The sequence below is a fragment of the Pseudomonas sp. 10S5 genome (assembly GCF_035019745.1).
Lineage (GTDB): Bacteria > Pseudomonadota > Gammaproteobacteria > Pseudomonadales > Pseudomonadaceae > Aquipseudomonas.
This window is the reverse complement of record NZ_JASJVL010000004.1, coordinates 193,691-210,980: the sequence shown is the minus strand read 5'-3', so window position 1 is coordinate 210,980 and position 17,290 is coordinate 193,691. Positions and strand designations below refer to the sequence as shown.

The window sequence follows — 17,290 nt, the reverse complement described above, 5'->3', positions numbered from 1 at the left end:
ACGAGAGCAGAACGGAGGCCATATGGCTAACCTGAGCATTAGAAATTTACAAAAAGGCTTCGACGGCCACGAGATTCTCAAAGGTATTGACCTGGACGTTCGCGACCGTGAGTTCGTGGTCTTTGTAGGACCCTCGGGCTGTGGCAAATCAACCCTGCTGCGGTGTATCGCCGGGCTTGAAGACGTCAGTGGCGGCACCATCGAGCTTGATGGACGTGACATTACCGAAGTGTCCCCGGCCAAGCGTGACCTGGCCATGGTGTTTCAAACCTATGCGCTGTACCCCCACATGACGGTGCGTAAAAACATGTCCTTCGCCCTCGACCTGGCAGGCGGTGATAAAGCCGAGGTCGACCGCAAAGTCGCCGAAGCCGCGCGTATTTTGCAACTGGAACCGCTGCTGGAGCGCAAACCGAAACAGCTGTCCGGCGGCCAGCGCCAGCGGGTCGCCATCGGGCGTGCCATCGTGCGTAATCCAAAAGTCTTCCTGTTCGACGAACCGTTATCCAACCTCGACGCCGCCCTGCGAGTACAGACCCGGCTGGAACTGTCGCGGCTGCACAAAGAACTGAAAGCAACCATGATCTATGTGACCCACGACCAGGTCGAAGCCATGACCCTGGCCGACAAAGTGGTGGTCCTAAATGGCGGTAAAGTCGAACAGGTCGGTACGCCCTTGGAGCTCTATCACCACCCGGCCAATCTGTTTGTCGCCGGCTTTCTCGGCACGCCAAAAATGGGCTTCCTCAAAGGCAAGATCACCCGCAGCGACAGCACGGGCTGTGATGTGTCCCTTGATGCCGGTGCCATTGTCAGCCTGCCGTTGAGCGGCACCAGCCTGACGGTTGGCAGTTCGGTAACCTTGGGCATTCGTCCAGAACACTTGAACATCGCCAACGTCGGCGACTGTCAGATACAAGTGATCGCTGATGTCAGCGAGCGACTGGGCAGCGACACGTTTTGCCACGTGCGTACCGCGTCCGGCGAAGCCTTGACCATGCGCATCCGCGGCGATCTTGCCAGTAAGTACGGCGAAACGCTGAACTTGCATCTGGATAGCGCCCATTGCCATTTGTTCGACGCCCAAGGTTTGGTCATCACCCACGCCTTACAGGTCGCCGCTTAAGCATTCGAGAGTTCTGAACATGAAGCTCAACAAGCAAAACCTGTCGCAATTGGATCCGCATGTTGCCCGCCCAGCCTACGCGCCGAGTGAAATCCGTCAAGGCATCGCACACATTGGCGTCGGTGGTTTCCACCGTGCACATCAGGCGTTTTACACCGATGCACTGATGAACACCGGCGAAGGCCATGACTGGAGCATCTGCGGCATCGGCTTACGACCGGAAGATCTCGGCGTGCGCGATGCGTTACAAGGTCAGGACTATCTGTACACGCTGTACGAACTGGGTGACACCGACGACACCGAGACTCGCATCATAGGCTCCATCAGCGGCATGCTGCTGGCTGTCGACGGTATCCAGGCGCTGATCGACAAGCTCGCCAGCCCGCAGATTCGCATTGTTTCGCTGACCATCACCGAAGGCGGCTATTGCATCGACGACAGCAACGGCGAATTCATGGCGCACCTGCCACAGATTCAGCACGACCTCGCGCACCCGGCAGCACCTACCACTGTGTTTGGTTTGCTGTGCGCAGCCTTGGCCAAGCGCCGCCTGAACGGCACGCCAGCATTTACCCTGATGTCTTGCGATAACCTGCCGCATAACGGTGCCGTGGCCCGCAAAGCGTTGCTGGCGTTCGCCACCTTGCGCGACGCCGATCTGCACGACTGGATCGCCTCCAACGTCAGCTTTCCGAACGCCATGGTTGATCGCATCACCCCCATGACCAGCACCGCTCACCGCTTGCAGTTGCATGACGAAAAAGGTATCGACGATGCCTGGCCGGTGGTCTGTGAACCTTTCGTGCAATGGGTGTTGGAAGACAAGTTCGTCAACGGACGTCCGGCCTGGGAAAAAGTCGGTGTGCAGTTCACTGACGATGTAACGCCTTACGAAGATATGAAAATCAAGTTACTTAATGGCAGCCATTTGGCATTAACGTATTTGGGCTTTTTGCAGGGCTACCGCTTCGTCCACGAAACCATGAACGATCCACTGTTCGTGCGCTACATCCGCACCTACATGGACCTGGACGTGACGCCGCAATTGGCCTCGGTGCCCGGCATTGATCTGGAAACCTACAAAGACACGCTGATTCAGCGCTTCTCCAACCAGGCCATCGCCGACCAACTGGAGCGGGTGTGCTCGGACGGTTCTTCAAAGTTTCCCAAGTTTACGGTGCCCACCATCAATCGGCTGATTCTCGATAAGGGCAACCTGGACCGTGCATCGCTGGTGGTCGCAGCCTGGGCGGTGTACCTGAAGGGCAAAGACGAGAACGGCGTGACGTTCCAGATTCCCGACCCGCGCGCCGAGTTCTGTCAGGCGCTGGTAGCCGATGATGTGTTGGTTACCCAGCGGCTGCTTGCAGTGGAGGAGATTTTTGGCGCAGCCATTGCGCAATCGGCTGAGTTCATTGCGTCATTCGAGCACAATTTCAACAGTCTGCGCGAGCTGGGCGTGAAGAAAACCCTGGAAAATCTGTTGGCCAAAAGCGTCTGAGGTGAACCATGTTTCTCGGTATTGACTGCGGTACCCAAGGCACCAAAGCGATTGTGCTCGAGGCCAAGAGCGGTAAGGTGCTCGGCCAAGGCTCCGCGCCGCACACCTTGATCAGCGCAGCCAATGGCCGGCGCGAGCAAGAGGTCTCGCAGTGGCTGACCGCTTTCGAGCAAGCGACCCGCCAAGCGCTGGCGCAAGCGGGCATCAGCGGTTCGCTGATTCAGGCCATTGGCGTCTCAGGTCAACAACACGGATTGGTGTTGCTCGATCAACAGGGCGACGTGTTACGCCCGGCCAAGCTGTGGTGCGACACCGAAACCACACCGGAAAATGATCGGCTCTTGGAGTACCTCGGCGGTGAGGCGGGTTCATTGGCGCGCTTGGGTGTTGCCATCGCGCCGGGTTACACCGTGTCCAAGCTGCTGTGGACCAAGGAGCAGCACCCGGATGTGTTCGAACGCATCGATAAGATTCTTTTGCCTCACGATTATTTGAATTATTGGCTCACCGGCCGCTGCTGCAGCGAGTTTGGTGATGCCTCTGGCACCGGCTATTTCAACGTCCGCACCCGCCATTGGGACTCGGCCATTCTGGAACACATCGACCCCAGCGGTCGGTTACACCGGGCCTTGCCGCAGTTGCTCGACGCCCAGCAATGCGTGGGCACGATTCTTCCCGAAATTGCTCAACGGTTGGGGCTCAACCCTGAGGCGATTGTTTCCAGTGGCGGCGGCGACAACATGATGGGCGCCATCGGCACTGGCAATATCGAACCGGGCTCAATCACCATGAGCCTGGGTTCGTCAGGCACGGTTTACGCGTACGCAGACGAAGCGCAGGTCAGCGATCAAGCGTCGGTGGCAACGTTCTGTTCGTCTTCCGGCGGTTGGCTGCCATTGATTTGCACCATGAACCTGACCAACGCCACCAGCGCTGTCCGCGAATTGTTTGCGCTGGACATCGAGCAATTCAATCGAGCCATTGCCGAGGCGCCCATCGGTGCGCACGGCGTGTTGATGCTGCCGTTTCTCAACGGCGAACGCGTCCCTGCCCTGCCCAATGCCACCGGTAGTATTTTGGGTCTCGACAGTACCAACCTGAACCAGGCGAATCTGTGCCGAGCCGTGGTCGAGGGCACGACCTTTGGCTTGCGCTACGGCTTGGACTTGTTGCGGGCCAGCGGCATCAAAAGCCAGGCGATCCGGCTGATCGGCGGCGGCGCTAAAAGCGCCATTTGGCGGCAGATTGTCGCTGACATCATGGACACCCCCGTCATCGGTACCCAGCACAGCGAAGCGGCAGCGTTAGGCGCGGCGATTCAGGCCGCGTGGTGCTGGTACGAAGAGCAAGGGCAAAATCTCGGGCTAGACTCTTTGTGTCGTCGTTGCGTCAGCCTTGATGCAAGCAGCGAAACTCAACCACTGGCGGCAAATGTCGCGGCTTATCAGCAGGTTTATGACCGTTACCGGGCGTGCTTACAGGAACTTTGAAGTCATTTATGTTTTGGAGCGTTTATGTTTTTAGTGTGTGGCGAAGCACTGTTCGATTTTTTCAGCCAACCGGACAGCGGCGGGCACAGCAGTAGAATCGGATTTCAAGCCGTTGCTGGCGGCTCACCATTCAATGTTTCAGTCGGGCTTAGCCGACTTGGTATCACTACGGCGTTGTTTGCCGGCGTTTCAAATGATTATTTGGGCCGACGTCTGCGAACGGTACTTGACGAAGAAGGCGTGCGCCCCGATTACCTGATTGATTTCGATGCCCCGACCACACTGGCAATGGTCGCCGTGGGTGCTGACGGCTCGCCGCACTACAGTTTTCGCGGTGAAGGCTGCGCCGACCGTCAGTTGGAGCTTGAGCATTTGCCAGTACTAGGCGCGCACGTGCGGGGGATTCACGTTGGCTCTTTTTCATTGGTGGTACGCCCAGTTGCCGATACGTTGCTGGCGTTGGTCAGGCGTGAGAGCACGCAACGGTTGATCAGCCTGGACCCAAATGTTCGTCTTAACCCCGAGCCAGACATTCAACGTTGGCGTGAGCAGATCAACGCCTTCGCTGAGCACGCGCACCTGATAAAAGTCAGCGACGAAGACCTATCTTTGCTGTACCCGGACCTGGACCCACAGACCGTTGCCGAAGGCTGGCTCAGCCAACGCTGCCAGTTGGTATTCTTGACCCGTGGCGCCCAAGGCGTCAGCGTGTTCACCCGCCAACATGGAACCTGGTCGATTGCGGCTCGCAAAGTCGTCACCGCCGATACCGTCGGTGCAGGCGATACTTTCCAGGCGGCGTTGATCACCTACCTCACCGAGCATCAGCTGGACAGCCCATTGGGCCTAGAGACACTGACCCGCCAACAGATCACCGAGATGATGCAGTTTGCAGTGGCAGCAGCAGCATTGACCTGCACAAAGCTAGGACCAGACTTGCCGTATCGGGATCAGCTGACGGGGATATAAGCCGAGTGCTCGAAAAAAAATCAAACCTGAAGCACCATCCACTCGCTGATCGATTGTTTGAGGAATCAACATGAGCCTGTCTTACTACCAACTGTCTGTGCCGGTATTCCTGCGCGGGCTAGATAACTTATCCAAATGGCTGGATAAAGCCGTTGAACACGCTGCAGCCAATGGCATGCCTATCGACGAACTATTGGAATCGCGTCTTGCACCGGACATGTATACCCTGACGGGCCAAATCCAATCTGCGAGCGACGCCTCTAAACTCTGCTCTGCCCGCCTGGCCGGTGTGACCCCACCAAGCTTTCCAGATACCGAAACCACTCTTGAGCAGTTACGTGAGCGCATCACCAACACTCAAGCATTTATCCGCAGCGTAACGCCCGAGCAATACGAAGCCAACGAAGGTAATACCGTAACGCTGAAAACCCCAAGCCAAGAAATAACCTTTAGCCAGCAGGATTACCTATTGAACTTTGCCCTGGCGAACTTCTACTTCCACCTAACCACCGCCTTCGGCATTCTGCGCCATAAAGGCGTGCCTATCGGCAAGATGGATTTCCTTGGCGGGATTTAGTGCGGTGATGACGGTAATATGAAACGTAACCCAATCAGGCGATAGCCGGGCGATATCCAGATAGCGTAACGGGCTGCCCGGCCCTGATTTGGTAACTAGCTATACCGGCTCACCGCCGTCTGGAGGGTTGGGCGATAAGGTACAGCCTGGCCGCTTAGGCTCCGACTGCGCACCTTAGTCAACTGCGCTCGGTTCACCGAAGCAAACGAATAGCCCGCGCAAATGCCGGAGCTTCAGTTTACGGCTTAAGCGATACTCAGTTTGGTAGTGGTTTCATTCGCTGCCTGGGTCAATTTCACCAACGCGCTATTCAGAAATGAATTGCCTTTATCGCCGATGCTTGCGCTAGTGGCAGAGCCTAAGGCACCACTGCCTGAGGCAACAGCAACCTGCATTTCCGTTTGTTTCTTGATGATGCCGGCGAGTTTTGTTTCTACTTTCGCCGCTGCATCAGGGGACAAGGCCTTAAGGTCAGCCTCAGTCAGCCCCATGCTTTTCAACGCGCCGTAACGCATTTTCTGCGCAGGCGTCATCGCCATGTAGTCCTTGAAGTCATCAGCCGCGCTTTTCGTACCCGTGGTGCCGGTCACACCGCCCGCTGTGGAAACCTGTGCAAGATCGTTGCTGCTGCCGCTGCTGTTTGTCGTATTCACTTGGCCTATCGAGTTCTGCAAGGTAACCATCATTTTTGCAAACGCTTCTTGACGGTTTTGTTCTTGCTGACTCGACGCGCTTGACTGAGCCGACGCGCTGCTACTGCTACCTAAAGCAATCGGTTGAACTGTCGAGTCGCTTAGACTGAGAAAATCGGCTTCGGGCGACTGAGTGGAGGAGCGTACTACCGGAATTGAATAGTCCGTCCTACCGAGGCCACTGATAAAACTCATTTCAGTTACTCCAATAAGTACAGTTTAAAAACACACCTTCAGTGTCGCAGCAAAGCACGTGCCAAATAGGCAACCGCTCTGATACTGAGGCGCTTTACCCAATCAGCAGCCAGTCGTGTTTAGACGCTTACTCAATAAGGGCAGCAGATGGCCGCCGTCGGCAAACGGTTGCCGCGCCGCGACTCGATCTTCGGTTGGAATCAAGTCAGATTATGGGGGACCGCTGCGCGATCCATCGCGAGCGAGTCCACGCTTACAACTTAGTTGAGGCCCTGTTAGAACTCCACTGCCGGAAAATCGACTTCGGTGGCCGCCACATTGTTAAGGTAGTTAGTCAGAGTTAACAGCGCGACCTGAGTGACAACTTCGATGATTTTAGCGTCGGTCAGGCCCGCAGCACGGACAGCAGCGAGGGACTCATCGCTCACGCGTCCTTTGGTGGTCACCACTTCACGGGCAAACACTGTGTAAGGGCTGAGAACACCATCACGGGCGCTGCGGATCGCTTCGGCTGACAACCCCGCCTTGCCACCAAATAAAGTATGCGCGGCCAGGCAATATTCGCAGCCATTGACTTGGGAAGTGGCCAGTGCGATTGATTCACGCTCGACTCCGCTTAGCGAGTTTTTGCCGAAGGCATAGGAAAATTGCAAATAGGCCCCCAGCGCAGCAGGCGAATGAGCCAAGGTTTTGAAAACGTTTGGCACGATGCCGAAACTTTTTTTCACCCCTTCCAAAAGGGGCAGCGATGCCGCAGGTGCGTGTTCGAGGCTGAGAGCAGGGATGCGTGACATGGTGGTTCTCCAGAAAGTTCGGACACTGTGCGGGCCGATGAAGGCTATGCTATGGATAATTCCTGTACAGTCGGATTCAAATCGTCGCCATTATGCGACATATCGTCTAAAAAATAGTTACCACGGAAGTCACTATGGATCGTTTATCTGCCCTCTTGACGCACTTTGGTGTAAGTGCCGGAACGTTCCACAGCGGTGACTTTTGCGGGATAGCGGCTTTCGACGACCAAGAGCCACGCGGCCATATCCATTTGCTAAAAGCGGGGCAAGTCAAACTCCGCTTAAGCGACAGCCGCGAGCATTTGATTACTGAACCCACTCTGATTTTTTTTCCTCGGCCTTACCAGCACAGGCTCAGCTCCACCGAGGCGGATGGTGCACAGCTGGTCTGTGCATCGCTGAGCTTTAACGGCGGAGTGAACAACCCACTATCGTCCGCACTGCCTGACTATTTGCTGTTACCGCTGGCAGACGTGGCAATGCTTGGGATTACGCTGGAGTGGCTGTTTCGCGAAGCCTGCGGCGACGACTGCGGGCGTGACGCTACGATGGACCGCTTGTTCGAGCTTTTGGTTATTCAGCTGTTACGGTATTTGCTTACAACACATGGGATGGAAAGCGGAATGATGGCGGGACTTGCTGACCCGCGTTTGTCGCGCGCGTTGAATCAGATGCATGCCAATCCTCAACAAGCTTGGACGGTGGCGGAACTCGCCACTGCAGCCAACATGTCTCGGGCGAGTTTCGCTGCGCATTTCCATACGGTGCTAGGGCAACCGCCCGCGGATTATTTAATGAGCTGGCGCATCAGTCTGGCGCAAAAACGCTTACGAGACGGCAAACCCATTGCACTTATTGCCGATGAAGTGGGCTATGAAAGTCCTTCTGCCCTCGCCCGCGCCTTTCGACGCAAGACCGGAACCAGTCCGCGCGACTGGCTGCGAAGTCAGATGTCATAAATAAAAAAGTCCGACATCGCCTGGGGCGTCGTCGGAGTTCTTTTGGCTGCGAGCTAAAACCGGTGCATCAGAAAATCGAGATAGGGTAATCCGCGATTAAACGAAACTCGTTGACATTGCCTTCGGCTTGATCGGCATTGCCACGATGCCACGCTTGACGCATACGCAAGGATAAGTCCTTGACCGGTCCGCTTTGCACTGTGTATTTAACTTCAAGGTTGGTTTCGTGGTGTTTACCGTTTTCGCCATAACCGTAGGCACGATAAGGACTATTGGCTGCCATACGAGTCCCGTCGATATTATCACCGTGAATATAACGAACCATGAAAGCCAGACCAGGAATACCAAGACTTGCCAAATTCAGATCATAACGCGCTTGCAGCGACTTCTCTCCAGGACCGTTGAAGTCCGAGTACTGAATAGAGTTAGCCAAGTTTATCGAGTCTGAAATATCACCCGGACCATTTTTGCCAAACGCCACGTAGTCGAACGGAGTATCGCCGTGAACTTTCTGATAGGCGAAGGTGACCGTGTGTGCCGTCAGGAAAGTATAAGCGGCCGCCAGGGAGTACGCAGTGTTACTAATGGCGCCTGCCTTCGCGGAACCGTCGTCGTTGGTGCGGTAAATATTGAAATCTAAGTTTAACGATTGCAGTTCAGAGATTGGCAACGTGTAGTTAGCGTTGGCATAGTATTGACGCCATACATCTTCGAGCTTTGACCCATAAACACTAAGCGAAAGAGCATCGGACACCGCGTATTTACCGCCCGCATAGCTAATGCTATTAGCAGTAACATTAGCGTAGGAGGCAAACAAGTCGTGCTCGCTATTGGTCGTGACCGGACCGTTACCGCCGGTAAAATGTCCAGCATCCAATTCAAGGCCTTTAATCTCGCTGCTCAACAAATTGAAACCGGTACCCGTTTGTGGGAAAAGCCGCGATCCGCCAGCAGCAAATACCGGCGCAATTGGCTGCAGATTGCCCCAAAGCAGTTCGGTTTTAGATATCCGCATTTTCAGCGCACCACCCGCTCGACTGTATTCATCTACCGGTTCACCGTTACTTTGCACCGGCAAGTTACCTGTCCCCGTAGTGCCCGCGCCGCCATCAAGCTTAAAAGCCCAGTTGCCGAAAGCTTCTACACCAAATCCGACAGTGCCTTGGGTAAAACCTGAGCTGTAGTTCGTCAGAACACCTTGCGTCCAATCCTTACGGTCGGCGCTGCCGTTTTTTGAATCGCGATTGAAATAATAGTTTTTAAGGTGGACGTTAAGACTACTGTCTTCAACAAACCCTTTCGCGTCGGCTTGATCGCTAACGACAGCAGCCGTTGCTAACTGGCTGATGCCAATAGAGACCGCAAGGGTCACCAGATTCCACTTAACAGACATCATTTTTGACGATCCCCTAATCCTGATACGCCATCGCCATCAAACACCTGGAAACGGGAATCCTCCCCAGTATTCAGGCGCATAACATAACGATAGTAAAGTGTTGGCAGATGGTTGAAACATAAAGACCGTGTAATGAAATCACGGTGAACTACGGGCCATTCAACCCTTTTCTTATCGTCAAAGCGCAGGGTTGCTCCCATGCCGTACAACTTTTAACATCGAAGTTCCCAACGTTTATGTCTATTTTCATGATAGTCATTATCGACTAACGTAATAGTTCTATATTCATGACGATGTTAGAGTTCGCTTCGATGACCGACCACGCCTCGACCGCGTCCTGACTCCGCATCAGGAAGCACCGATTTGGCTGCTCCACTTCATCATTCCTTTGGTTACAAATTTTTAGCCACCTCACCTCTGTGCGGTGGCTTTTTTTATGAAGGGATAATCGTTAAGGTGAAACGCCGTCACCTAGGCTAAAACCGGTCTCGGTTGACCCAAAAAGAATTGTTTCCCTCAGCGTTCGTTAGCCTTCAGTAGCTCTGCCCCGTTGAACACTCCACCCAGCTGCATCAACCGTCCGCCAGTGGCCAAGGGGCCCAGATCTATGGGCGCCAGACCTATGGACTTGATCAAATCGGTAACCGCTGCTTTGGCGCCGGCATCGTCTCCAGCTAGAAACGCCACGCGTTTGAAGCCGTCAGGCGCAAGATTAAAGAAACCTGCGATGGGCAAGGTGTTGAACGCCTTGATCACTCTAGCGTCCGGTGCAAGTCGGGCAACTATTTCACTGCCACTGTCCTCACCCAAGTCGGCTACTTTGTAATCGGGCAAATAATTGAGGAAAGTATTGGTCGCATCGATCAGGATGCGCCCTTCCCACTTGGGTAAAGCAGGCAATGCTTGCGCCACGCTTATCCACGGAATCGCCAATATCACCAGTTCGCACGCGGCAGCCTGCTCTAGGGTGCCCGCTTTAGCTTTGTGGCCTAACCTATGAATCAGCGACGTCAAGCTGGCTGGTCCCCTACGACTACTGATCAACAGCTCATGGCCAGCGCGTATGCATTCTGCCGCCAGGGTTTCGCCGACAGCCGCCGCACCGATAATTCCAATATTCATGGTTCCCCCTCATTGCTATACGAAGAAATGGGCATGACCTACTGATCCAAGCTCAAAAAATTATAGCCGTGCTTCTGGACGGGCGAATGAGTAAGCCGAGGGAGCGACCCGATGAACCAAGGTTTAAAAAATAAATGTAAGGCGGCTGAGTAAACCTGCCTTCTTAGGTGTTTACTTCACATTACCTCACAGAGTGCAGGAATACCTTTGCAGCGAGGGTCTTTACACGTTGAATCAGGTACGCAGACATGGCCAATACACTCACGCCTATAAAATATTTGAAAACTTTTATTAATCGGAGCAGCTCATGAACATCGACCTCACCGCAAAGCCTGTTCGTCGTCCTTCCGTTTGGCTCCTCGCGGGCTGCTTGGCCGCTACCCTTTTAAGCGCACAGGTTCAGGCCTCGGGCGACGGGGCCAATGAATCGGATAATTCAATAAAACTTAATTGCCCTAAGGGCAAGGTCTACAACCCCAAAACCAAGTCCTGCACAATTCAGCAAAGCAGCCTAAATCGCTACGTTAACGAAACGTATTATGCTTACCTATTGTAAAACGCAATCGAAACGAAGTTGATGCGGCCGCACGTCGTTTAAAGACTGCACCCTGAACCGCCACCCTATTGAGGTAATTGAATGTCTGCCCAGCGTTGTAAAAAAGTCATAAGCTCGCTCGTCCTGCTCGTATCGTTCGCTACCTCCACATTGGTGATCGCCCATGCTCACTTGCAAAGCCAGACGCCCGCAGCCGACAGCACCGTGACCCCTCCTACAGAACTGCGCCTAAACTTTTCTGAAGGCATTGAGGAAAAATTCACCAAAGTCGTTCTCACAACCAACACCGGTAAAACCGTTAGCGTGAAAAGTATTGCTACTGCAGTAGGCGATAAGAAAACCCTGGTTGTAACTCCTGCCACGCCGCTCGTTGCTGGCCAGTACCATGTCGAATGGCACGCTGTTTCAGTTGATACCCATAAAAGCGATGGCTCATACGCATTCAAAGTAAGCCCTTAATTTCATGCAAAATGCGCTTATCCTATGTCGATTCGTACACTTTGCTGCGGTGCTGTTTCTGTTTGGTAGCGACCTGTTCCGAACCTGGTTATTTCGCGCACGGCTGGAGCGCGCGGACACTGCAACGCTGGACGTCAGTCTGACGTGGATATCACGCGCATTGATCCTTTTGGCCCTTGTCAGCGGCGTGTTGGTGCTGATGTTTACCGCCGCGAGCATGGCAGGCAGTTGGCAAGACGGGTTAGATCTAAACACCCTGTCACTTGTCGTGGATCAAACCTTTTTTGGCAAGGTCTGGTGCGCTCATCTGCTGCTGAACGTCGCGCTGTTAACCAACGTGGTTTCAGATCGACGTCCCTGCCCTACTCTGCGCATGATTCTGACGACACTGCTGCTGGCAACACTCGCGCCGGTGGGTCATGGCGCGATGTTCGATGGCTTGCTCGGCGGGTTGATGATGTTCAATCAACTAGTTCACTTAAGCGGCGTAGGTGCGTGGTTGGGCGGATTGTTGTTGCTGTCATTACTGATGGCAACCCAAGCGCCGGCCAACGCTTTACCACTATTACTACGGTTCAGCGGCATCGGCTATAGCCTGGTGGGGCTGATTGTCACAACCGGCCTGATTAACGTCCGGGTGATGAGCGGCGCGTTATGGCCTGAACCCGCCTTGTCCGGATTTGGGTTGATATTGCTGATCAAGGTTTGTCTGGTGCTGTGCATGCTGTTGCTGGCGCTGTTCAATCGCGTGTTACTCAATCATCACGCTCATCGATTCAACGTTCTACGCACGAGCGTTGCGCTAGAGTGCTTATTCGGTGTGCTGGCCGTGGCGGCTGTCTCGTTGCTGGGTACGTTGCCCCCCATGCTGGCGATCTGACAATACGGCGAAAACGATTCAGACGTGGAGTTTGCGCTTGCGAAACTCAGCCACTTTGTGGCGATTGCCGCACTGCGCCATGCTGCACCAACGGCGTTTGTGCGACTTGGTTCGGTCATAGAACCACAACACGCAGTCCGCATGTTCGCAGGTGCGAATCAGCGCAAAGTCACCGTCCACCAGCAATTGGGCGCCAGCTTCAGCCAACGGTGCAAGAAACTGTTCAGCGGTTTGCTGTTCGCGGACCCGTTCAAGACGCAGCGTGTCCGGAGCTACCCAGATAAGCTGGGGATGGCTCAGCGCTTTGCGCAAGTAGGCATTTAACGCCGTTAAATTGCTCTGAACCCCTGTTTTACGTTGCTCAATTCCCACACGAATAATCTCGCGCAGCTCAAGGGCAGCCGTCAGTAAGGTGCCTCCGGTAAATATTGGAACTTCCTCGGCGTCAAACCAGCCAGCGCGCTCCAGCCAGCGCGCCACATCGGCGTCGTGGTGCCAGAAATCAACCAAGATTCCATTAATGCTGGCTCGGGTGTTGAGCATATCCAGAATCGGATCATCGGCCACGAGAACCGGTTCATTCGATAGCACATCAGGGGTGACGATAGCCATGGTGCCTCCTTGAATTAGACGGCCATCGTAACCCCTATAAAACGACATGAACAGTTACCAACTATCGAGCGCTTAGCGGTTGACGTCCACTATCACTCGGCCGCGCACTTTCCCGGCAATCAACTGAGCCGAAACCTCCACCACGTCACTGAGCGCAATCTCGTGACTGATCAGCGGAAGCAACGACACATCGAAGTCTTTGGCTAGACGTTCCCAGGCGACGATCCGGTCAGCCCGTGGCCGATTGACGCTGTCGATGCCCGCCAACGTCACGCCGCGCAGAATAAACGGCATCACCGTTCCCGGAAATTCCATGCCCTGTGCCAGGCCGCAGGCCGCCACGGTTCCTCGATATTTGATGCCGGCGCACACGTTCGCCAATGTATGGCTGCCGACGGAGTCAATGGCAGCCGCCCAACGCTCTTTGGCTAACGGTTTACCCGGCTCAGACAAGGTGCCACGATCAATGATTTCGGCGGCACCCAGTTGCTCTAGATAAGCACTTTCAGCCACGCGACCAGTGGACGCCACGACTCGATAACCAAGCTTCGCCAAAATAGCCACCGCGAAGCTGCCGACGCCGCCGTTGGCTCCGGTTACCAGCACGTCGCCCTTATCCGGACGTAGACCGTGCTCTTCCAGGGCAATCACCGCTAGCATTGCGGTGTATCCGGCCGTTCCGATAGCCATGGCCTGTGCTGCTGTAAACCCCTTGGGCAGTGGAATCAGCCATTTGCCCTCAACCCGGGCTTTTTCAGCCAGGCCACCCCAATGGGATTCGCCCACCCCCCAACCGTTCAGTAATACCTCGTCTCCGACTTTGAATTCGGCGTCACTGCTGTGCTCTACCGTTCCGACCAAATCAACGCCCGGAATCATCGGAAACTTACGCACCACAGGGCCACTGCCGGTAATCGCCAAACCGTCTTTGTAGTTCAGGGTGCTGTAAGACACCCGCAGCGTGACGTCGCCGGGTGGAAGCCGGTCTTCGCTAATATCGCTCAAGCCTGCGCGATAACCCGACTCGTCTTTCTCAATCAAAATGCCCTTAAACATGCATGCCTCCGATATAGACCGATCGTCTAGAAATAGATCGAAAATCACTGTGGCAAACCCCGCAGGAAGCCAGCAATGAACGTATTCAATGGAGTGCCACTTTGAACCAGTCGTGCCCGCAGCACTGCGCCCTCCCAGCCGATCCAAAAGAACGCAGCCAACTCTGCACAGTCGGCATTGACCGACAACTCCCCCGCCGATTGAGCCGCCTTTAAACATAACGTCAGCCGCGCTTGCCAATCGAGAAATATGCTTTCAAGCGCGGCCCGAAACCCTTCCGGCAGCACGCAGACTTCTTGACCCATATTGCCGACCATACACCCGCGCCGGTAGTCATAACGGGCCATCCCAAGGTTAGCGTCTTGGGCAAAACCTGCCAGACGCTCCAACGGTGAAAGTGATTCGTCCAGCAGCCAGCGATCCAGCTTGCGGGCGAAAAACGCCGCGTAATTGTCCAGCACCGCTCGGCCAAAAGCTTCTTTGCTATCGAAGTAATGGTAGAACGAACCCTTTGGCACGCCGATCAGCTTGAGGATGCTGTCAATGCCGGTCGCCGTGAAGCCTTGCTCGGTCAGCACCTCAGTACCGCAACGAATTAATGCGTCGCGGGTTTCCAGGTTGTCTCTATCAACCTTGGGTGGACGGCCTGGACGACGGGGTTTAGCGCTGAGTATTGTCATGCGCTGAATATTAGACCGATAGATTTTAATGTCAATCGGCTGACAAATAGAAAATGTAACCTCCATAATAGTATTTGACAGGTTACAAAAACGAAGAAAGAATAATCGACCCCTTCACTAGTCGCTTATTGAGAACCCTTGCCATGGCCACATATCCCGCCCACTCCTCCAGCACTGTGCGCTATCAACATGTCGATGCCGACGGCGTAAAGATTTTCTACCGCGAAGCGGGCGAAGCTGACGCCCCGGTGATTTTACTCCTGCACGGTTTCCCGAGCTCGTCGCATATGTACCGCGACTTGATTCCGCACCTGGCCACTCGCTATCGCGTGATAGCGCCGGACCTGCCTGGTTTCGGCTTCACTCAAGTGCCCGCTGAGCGGAACTACCATTACAACTTCGACAACCTGGCGAAAACGCTCGAGGGCTTTGTTCAAGTGCTGGGCTTGAGCCGCTACGCATTGTATGTGTTCGATTACGGCGCACCGGTCGGACTGCGCCTGGCTGTTGCACACCCTGAACGTGTCACCGCACTGATTTCTCAGAATGGCAACGCCTACCTGGAAGGCCTGGGCGATGCGTGGGAGCCGATTCGTAACTACTGGCGAAATCCGAGCGCGACCAACCGACAAATCATTCGCGAGGCGGTGCTTAATCTCGACGGGATACGCTATCAATACGTGCACGGTGTCACTCACCCGGAATTGATCGCGCCGGAGTCGTACACCCTTGATGTGCTGCTGATGCAGCGTCCGGGTAATGAAGATATTCAGTTAGACCTTTTCCTCGACTACGCCAACAACCTCACGCGATACCCTGTATTTCAGGCATTTTTTAAACGGACTCAAGTGCCCACGCTGGTGATTTGGGGCAAACACGATCCGTTTTTCATTCCCCCCGGCGCCCAAGCGTATAAACGCGATAACGCCAACGCCGTGGTCGAGATGCTCGACACCGGTCACTTTGCACTGGAAACGCATGTGGACTACATTGCCCAACGCATCTTTGAGGTGTTGGGAAACGCTATTCGCTGAAATCCCAGGCTACTTTGCCCGCTCAACGGTGACCTAACTGTTTGGCTCTATCTAGGAGAATTCCACCGTGAGTACATGGTCCGACCGCCGCATACTCGATCTTTTCGGTATTGAACTGCCGATTTTACAAGCACCCATGGCCGGTTCCAGCGGTTCAGCCATGGCAATTGGGGTTGCGACTGCGGGCGGTCTCGGGTCTTTGCCCTGCGCCGCGCTGAGTCTGGAGCAGATTCGTAAAGAGGTAGCCCAGATTCGCAGCCAGAGTCGCGGCCCGTTGAATTTAAATTTTTTCTGCCACCAACCGCCTGCTGCGGACCCGGCGCGCGAGGCGCGTTGGAAAGAATCGCTCAAAGACTATTACATCGAACTGGGTGCTGATTTCGAGGCGCCGACCCCGGTGTCTGCTCGCGCACCGTTCGATGACGCAACATGCACCTTGGTGGAAGAGTTAAAGCCTGAGGTGGTCAGCTTTCATTTTGGCCTGCCTGCCCCCGCGCTGTTACATAGGGTAAAAGCCACAGGTGCAAAGGTCATTTCGTCGGCCACCACGGTTGACGAAGCGATCTGGCTGGAGCATCACGGTTGTGACGCGATTATTGCCATGGGTTACGAAGCCGGTGGCCATCGCGGCCTGTTTCTAAGTGATGAACTTTCCTCCCAAATCGGCACGTTAGCGTTAGTGCCACAAGTGGTAGATGCCGTTCGTGTTCCAGTAATTGCCGCAGGCGGAATTGGCGATGCCCGGGGCATCGTTGCTGCGTTCGCGCTGGGCGCTTCGGCGGTACAACTGGGCACGGCTTATTTGTTTTGTCCTGAAGCCAAGGTCAGCGAACCCCATTACCAAGCACTGCGTAACGCCAGAGGCAGTGACACCGCGCTGACCAACCTCTTCACCGGCAGGCCCGCACGCGGCATCGTTAACCGGGTAATGCGCGAGCAAGGCCCGATCAGCGCCATCACGCCGGCGTTTCCTCTGGCCGGTGGCGCGCTGATTCCGTTACGCGCGTTGTCCGAGCCCAACGGCAGCGGTGACTTCCTTAACTTGTGGGCTGGTCAGGCGGTAGGCCTGAAGCACGAAATGTCCGCTGAAGCGCTGACACGGCAACTGGGTGTCCAAGCGCTGGAAAAATGCCTTAGCCATTGAAATAACGTCGTCGGGTAATATTGATCACCGACATATATGGGGCCATTG

The 17,290-nt window shown here is 54.8% G+C and carries 18 protein-coding genes; 11 read left to right on the top strand and 7 right to left on the bottom strand.

What is annotated here, in order from left to right:
* The first annotated feature begins 22 nt into the window (after positions 1–22).
* The 5 genes from QN378_RS05830 (at position 23) to QN378_RS05810 (ending at position 5,663) form a co-directional block, all read left to right on the top strand.
* Positions 23–1,126, top strand: a complete 1,104-nt coding sequence (locus QN378_RS05830; RefSeq protein ID WP_322203308.1) for a sn-glycerol-3-phosphate ABC transporter ATP-binding protein UgpC — start codon at positions 23–25, stop codon at positions 1,124–1,126.
* Positions 1,127–1,145: 19 nt separating this feature from the next.
* Entirely contained in the window at positions 1,146–2,627 is a 1,482-nt protein-coding gene (locus tag QN378_RS05825; protein WP_322203306.1) for a mannitol dehydrogenase family protein, read from the top strand.
* A gap of 8 nt (positions 2,628–2,635) precedes the next feature.
* The gene (gene xylB, locus QN378_RS05820; RefSeq protein WP_322203304.1) at positions 2,636–4,117 is read left to right on the top strand and encodes a xylulokinase; all 1,482 of its coding nucleotides are present in this window, start codon (positions 2,636–2,638) and stop codon (positions 4,115–4,117) included.
* A gap of 24 nt (positions 4,118–4,141) precedes the next feature.
* Positions 4,142–5,086 (top strand): carbohydrate kinase, encoded by a 945-nt coding sequence (locus QN378_RS05815; RefSeq protein ID WP_322203302.1) that lies wholly within the window; start codon positions 4,142–4,144, stop codon positions 5,084–5,086.
* Between the two features lie 70 nt (positions 5,087–5,156).
* Positions 5,157–5,663, top strand: a complete 507-nt coding sequence (locus tag QN378_RS05810; protein WP_322203300.1) for a DUF1993 domain-containing protein — start codon at positions 5,157–5,159, stop codon at positions 5,661–5,663.
* Between the two features lie 245 nt (positions 5,664–5,908).
* Here the strand turns inward: QN378_RS05810 and QN378_RS05805 are convergent, their stop codons facing one another.
* Both QN378_RS05805 and QN378_RS05800 read right to left on the bottom strand, forming a co-directional pair.
* Positions 5,909–6,550: a hypothetical protein gene (locus tag QN378_RS05805; RefSeq protein WP_323546257.1), complete on the bottom strand. Its 642-nt coding sequence runs from the start codon at positions 6,548–6,550 to the stop codon at positions 5,909–5,911.
* Between the two features lie 275 nt (positions 6,551–6,825).
* Positions 6,826–7,344 (bottom strand): peroxidase-related enzyme, encoded by a 519-nt coding sequence (locus tag QN378_RS05800; protein ID WP_322203296.1) that lies wholly within the window; start codon positions 7,342–7,344, stop codon positions 6,826–6,828.
* Between the two features lie 134 nt (positions 7,345–7,478).
* On the opposite strand from QN378_RS05800, the gene QN378_RS05795 reads away from it, so the two are divergent.
* Positions 7,479–8,303, top strand: a complete 825-nt coding sequence (locus tag QN378_RS05795) for an AraC family transcriptional regulator (protein WP_322203294.1) — start codon at positions 7,479–7,481, stop codon at positions 8,301–8,303.
* 67 nt (positions 8,304–8,370) lie between these two features.
* Here QN378_RS05795 and QN378_RS05790 read toward each other — a convergent pair whose 3' ends face one another.
* Positions 8,371–9,699, bottom strand: coding sequence for an OprD family porin (locus QN378_RS05790; protein WP_323546259.1), 1,329 nt, complete (start codon positions 9,697–9,699; stop codon positions 8,371–8,373).
* A gap of 516 nt (positions 9,700–10,215) precedes the next feature.
* Entirely contained in the window at positions 10,216–10,821 is a 606-nt protein-coding gene (locus tag QN378_RS05785) for an NADPH-dependent F420 reductase (protein WP_322203290.1), read from the bottom strand.
* A 307-nt stretch (positions 10,822–11,128) separates the two neighbouring features.
* On the opposite strand from QN378_RS05785, the gene QN378_RS05780 reads away from it, so the two are divergent.
* The 3 genes from QN378_RS05780 to copD all read left to right on the top strand — a co-directional run bounded on the left by QN378_RS05780 (position 11,129) and on the right by copD (position 12,716).
* A complete protein-coding gene (locus QN378_RS05780; RefSeq protein ID WP_322203288.1) occupies positions 11,129–11,377 on the top strand; it encodes a hypothetical protein in 249 nt (82 codons plus the stop codon).
* Between the two features lie 81 nt (positions 11,378–11,458).
* Positions 11,459–11,836: a copper homeostasis periplasmic binding protein CopC gene (copC, locus tag QN378_RS05775; protein WP_322203286.1), complete on the top strand. Its 378-nt coding sequence runs from the start codon at positions 11,459–11,461 to the stop codon at positions 11,834–11,836.
* Between the two features lie 4 nt (positions 11,837–11,840).
* On the top strand, positions 11,841–12,716 hold the full coding sequence (gene copD, locus QN378_RS05770) for a copper homeostasis membrane protein CopD (protein WP_323546264.1): 876 nt from the start codon (positions 11,841–11,843) through the stop codon (positions 12,714–12,716).
* 18 nt (positions 12,717–12,734) lie between these two features.
* On the opposite strand, the gene QN378_RS05765 is transcribed toward copD, so the two are convergent.
* The 3 genes from QN378_RS05765 to QN378_RS05755 all read right to left on the bottom strand — a co-directional run bounded on the left by QN378_RS05765 (position 12,735) and on the right by QN378_RS05755 (position 15,064).
* Positions 12,735–13,328, bottom strand: a complete 594-nt coding sequence (locus QN378_RS05765; protein WP_322203282.1) for a CGNR zinc finger domain-containing protein — start codon at positions 13,326–13,328, stop codon at positions 12,735–12,737.
* Between the two features lie 72 nt (positions 13,329–13,400).
* Entirely contained in the window at positions 13,401–14,384 is a 984-nt protein-coding gene (locus QN378_RS05760) for an MDR family oxidoreductase (RefSeq protein WP_323546266.1), read from the bottom strand.
* Positions 14,385–14,428: 44 nt separating this feature from the next.
* A complete protein-coding gene (locus QN378_RS05755; RefSeq protein WP_322203278.1) occupies positions 14,429–15,064 on the bottom strand; it encodes a TetR/AcrR family transcriptional regulator in 636 nt (211 codons plus the stop codon).
* 143 nt (positions 15,065–15,207) lie between these two features.
* Here QN378_RS05755 and QN378_RS05750 point away from each other — a divergent pair, with 143 nt between their 5' ends.
* Positions 15,208–16,098 (top strand): alpha/beta hydrolase, encoded by an 891-nt coding sequence (locus tag QN378_RS05750; RefSeq protein WP_322203276.1) that lies wholly within the window; start codon positions 15,208–15,210, stop codon positions 16,096–16,098.
* A 67-nt stretch (positions 16,099–16,165) separates the two neighbouring features.
* Positions 16,166–17,242, top strand: coding sequence for a nitronate monooxygenase (locus QN378_RS05745; RefSeq protein WP_323546271.1), 1,077 nt, complete (start codon positions 16,166–16,168; stop codon positions 17,240–17,242).
* Positions 17,243–17,290 lie beyond the last annotated feature (48 nt).

What these genes read in the sequence shown, in the direction of transcription:
- QN378_RS05830 (WP_322203308.1), top strand. Translation starts at nt 23, where the DNA reads ATGGCTAACCTGAGCATTAGAAATTTACAAAAAGGCTTCGACGGCCAC.
- QN378_RS05825 (WP_322203306.1), top strand. Translation starts at nt 1,146, where the DNA reads ATGAAGCTCAACAAGCAAAACCTGTCGCAATTGGATCCGCATGTTGCC.
- xylB (WP_322203304.1), top strand. Translation starts at nt 2,636, where the DNA reads ATGTTTCTCGGTATTGACTGCGGTACCCAAGGCACCAAAGCGATTGTG.
- QN378_RS05815 (WP_322203302.1), top strand. Translation starts at nt 4,142, where the DNA reads ATGTTTTTAGTGTGTGGCGAAGCACTGTTCGATTTTTTCAGCCAACCG.
- QN378_RS05810 (WP_322203300.1), top strand. Translation starts at nt 5,157, where the DNA reads ATGAGCCTGTCTTACTACCAACTGTCTGTGCCGGTATTCCTGCGCGGG.
- QN378_RS05805 (WP_323546257.1), bottom strand. Translation starts at nt 6,550, where the DNA reads ATGAGTTTTATCAGTGGCCTCGGTAGGACGGACTATTCAATTCCGGTA.
- QN378_RS05800 (WP_322203296.1), bottom strand. Translation starts at nt 7,344, where the DNA reads ATGTCACGCATCCCTGCTCTCAGCCTCGAACACGCACCTGCGGCATCG.
- QN378_RS05795 (WP_322203294.1), top strand. Translation starts at nt 7,479, where the DNA reads ATGGATCGTTTATCTGCCCTCTTGACGCACTTTGGTGTAAGTGCCGGA.
- QN378_RS05790 (WP_323546259.1), bottom strand. Translation starts at nt 9,699, where the DNA reads ATGATGTCTGTTAAGTGGAATCTGGTGACCCTTGCGGTCTCTATTGGC.
- QN378_RS05785 (WP_322203290.1), bottom strand. Translation starts at nt 10,821, where the DNA reads ATGAATATTGGAATTATCGGTGCGGCGGCTGTCGGCGAAACCCTGGCG.
- QN378_RS05780 (WP_322203288.1), top strand. Translation starts at nt 11,129, where the DNA reads ATGAACATCGACCTCACCGCAAAGCCTGTTCGTCGTCCTTCCGTTTGG.
- copC (WP_322203286.1), top strand. Translation starts at nt 11,459, where the DNA reads ATGTCTGCCCAGCGTTGTAAAAAAGTCATAAGCTCGCTCGTCCTGCTC.
- copD (WP_323546264.1), top strand. Translation starts at nt 11,841, where the DNA reads ATGCAAAATGCGCTTATCCTATGTCGATTCGTACACTTTGCTGCGGTG.
- QN378_RS05765 (WP_322203282.1), bottom strand. Translation starts at nt 13,328, where the DNA reads ATGGCTATCGTCACCCCTGATGTGCTATCGAATGAACCGGTTCTCGTG.
- QN378_RS05760 (WP_323546266.1), bottom strand. Translation starts at nt 14,384, where the DNA reads ATGTTTAAGGGCATTTTGATTGAGAAAGACGAGTCGGGTTATCGCGCA.
- QN378_RS05755 (WP_322203278.1), bottom strand. Translation starts at nt 15,064, where the DNA reads ATGACAATACTCAGCGCTAAACCCCGTCGTCCAGGCCGTCCACCCAAG.
- QN378_RS05750 (WP_322203276.1), top strand. Translation starts at nt 15,208, where the DNA reads ATGGCCACATATCCCGCCCACTCCTCCAGCACTGTGCGCTATCAACAT.